General features: G+C 62.0%; 1 protein-coding gene. It reads left to right on the top strand.

Features of this window, described 5'->3' with window-relative positions:
- Positions 1-497 precede the first annotated feature (497 nt).
- The gene (locus tag JNW87_RS37420) at positions 498-1394 is read left to right on the top strand and encodes a TIGR04255 family protein (protein WP_255544815.1); all 897 of its coding nucleotides are present in this window, start codon (positions 498-500) and stop codon (positions 1392-1394) included.
- The last annotated feature ends 1168 nt before the right edge of the window (positions 1395-2562 follow it).

Below are 2562 nucleotides of genomic sequence, written 5' to 3'. Positions count from 1 at the left end.
CTGCACCTGATCCCGGCACTCAGCACCAAACGCCTCGACACCCGGCAGCTGCCTGCTCAGTGCCTTCTAGAGAGCAGTGATCCCCAGAAACGAATCAAGCCCCTCCACGGAGGGGCCTTGACCTGCTGTTACCTCTGGTCGGGGTGGCCGGATTCGAACCGACGACCTCTTCGTCCCGAACGGCCGTGCGTGCTGTCATCCGCTATCGGCCGCTGTCGCTCGGCCGCGACGACGCAGGGTCGGCCGCCGTCTGCCTGTTCGTTGGTGGGGAACCCTGTCAGGTGTTCGCTGACTTTCTGCTGACGCGCCCGCCATCTGATCCGTAGCCTCGGCGCAGACCTTCAGTATGCCCAGTTAGGACCTCAAGGTGAGGGGGCACGACGGTATGGGCCTTGACCTTCGGCACTGTCTGCACCACGCTTAGGCCGCCGCACCATGGGCGAAATGCGACAACCGACTACGGAGGAACACGTTGGCGGATACGCTACGCTTAGACCATGTGGCGGGCTGTGGTCGACGCGACGCAGGGGGATGCATGGCGGACCAGACAGCTGCCCTACAGCCGCACTGCTGACCTGCCGCGGTTCGAGCGCCCCCCGGTACGTGAAGTAAGCATGGCAATCCAGTTCCCGCAACTGGAGTTGCGTGCGGTGGACCTGGGACGCCTCCGCGAACTCCTACAGGATCGCTACCCCGAAGTCGAAGAGAGAGCACCTGTCCCGCTTCAGGTGGAGAACTTCGCGAGGGGCCACCGGCTGGGAATGCAATTCCAGTTTGCCCTGATGGAACGCCCCCCTATCCCTATGCTCATATTCACCTCTGTTGATCGATCCAGCCTTGTGCAAGTGCAGGGGGACCGCTTCGCCTGTGCTTGGAGGAGAACAGACACAGTCGACTATCCGCAGTACGAGACGCTACGGCAAGACTTCGTCCGAAACGCCGTCCTTTTCGGCAACTTCGTTGAAGAGGTCTGCGGCGTGGACATTAAAGTGACTCAGGCGGAGGTGTCGTACGTAAACGACATTCCGATGTCTGACGGCATTCGGCCTGATGTCCTCGCAAAGGCCCTCCCGTCGCTGTATTCCCATGATTCTGCGCGGCCTGAGATATCAGCGGTCAATATCTCGCAGCGTCTCACGTTCCGGACGACGGACCGCGGAGGAGGAGTTGACTACGCTCGGCTCCACATCGACGCCGAACCGGTTCTCACAGACCATGAACCGGTGCTTCGCCTCTCGCTTCTGTACCGGGGTGAGCCGTACGAGCGGGATCAGCGCTCACCTGGCCTCGCACCACTAATGGGCTTCTTCGATGAAGGGCACGACCAAATAGTTCGAGGATTCGCTGCAAACACCACTGAGGAAGCGCACCGACTCTGGGGGAGGATCGCATGACTCTTGCGGCGTATTGGCCTACGGGCGGTAGCCTATGGCGTCTGAGGATTCCCGCGCTAGGACGGCGACCGGAGCCCACGGTGCAGGTCGCTGCGCTTCCAACGGATGACATTTGGTCCCGTCACGCCCTGCCGCGGTGGGTAGGCGTCGCGCTAGAAGGCATTGTCGGGGCCCTTAGTCTTGAAGAGGACTGGGACGGCGCAGGCGGGGTTCCGACGTCATTGGAGGCAGCGAACGCCGCCGTTATGGTTCTAATAGAGACGATGGCGGACGATTCAGTCCCTCCGAGTGTTGTCCCAACTTCCCATGGTGGTCTTCAACTAGAGTGGCATCTTGCCGGCGTCGACCTAGAGGTCTACATCGAGCCAGATGGGCAGGTATCAGCGTGGTGCCAAGAAGGAGTTCGAGAGTGGGAGGAAGAGCGTTATCCTCGCGCTCGGCTCAGTAAAGAGCTCGGCCTCCTTACACGCGCCTACTGCGAATGACGTCCACGCCACCGGAAGATGATAGCTCGATCGATGACGATGAGCGCTGTTATCGCCGGATTCCCCCGAGTCAGGCGCCGTACAACGACAATCGCGGTCGTCGCTGGCCGTCGTCTGCCAACCTCACCCCGTCCAACGGTGACACCGAGGTCTCAATCTACCTAGGCTCTGTCCTGGACGAGCTGCAACTTCTGCCTGAGGACGTACTCGAAGGTCATGAGGGGTACGGGCTGTCCTGCTTCCCCGCACGGGCTGCCCGTGACGCGAACTTTGGCGTGAAGAGGGATCCGGTCGTGGACAATGACCGGCCAATGAAAGTGGACCCGGCGCATGCTGTGCTCACAGGCAATCCGCCTACCGGGAAGCCGGCCGTGAAGCGTGCACGACGCTTGGTCTATGACCCGCGGCTGGTCGTTCTGCGTGATCCTGCTCTGGGCGCTGATGGCAACGGCAGTGGCGGCCAGGCAAGCTAGGGATCTCCTCGTCGGCAGTCGTAGACCTTCCAGCTCTCTGGACGGGGACAAGGTGGAGCGCCTCACCAGCCGAACGACCTTGGCCCCGTCCAGAGAGGCTGGTAGCTCTTGTGGTGCCCGACGAGGAGATCCCCGGCTGATCTCTGAGGAGGGCCGGGGTTCGGCGGAGCCCCGAGGTCTTCAAGGTCCTGGTCGTCCCCAAGCGTGGCC

The organism is Micromonospora sp. ATA51 (assembly GCF_016802855.1).
Lineage (GTDB): Bacteria > Actinomycetota > Actinomycetes > Mycobacteriales > Micromonosporaceae > Micromonospora > Micromonospora sicca.
The sequence above is the reverse complement of the archived record's forward strand: the minus strand, read 5'-3'. Positions and strand labels throughout refer to the sequence as shown.

What these genes read in the sequence shown, in the direction of transcription:
- JNW87_RS37420 (WP_255544815.1), top strand. Translation starts at nt 498, where the DNA reads ATGTGGCGGGCTGTGGTCGACGCGACGCAGGGGGATGCATGGCGGACC.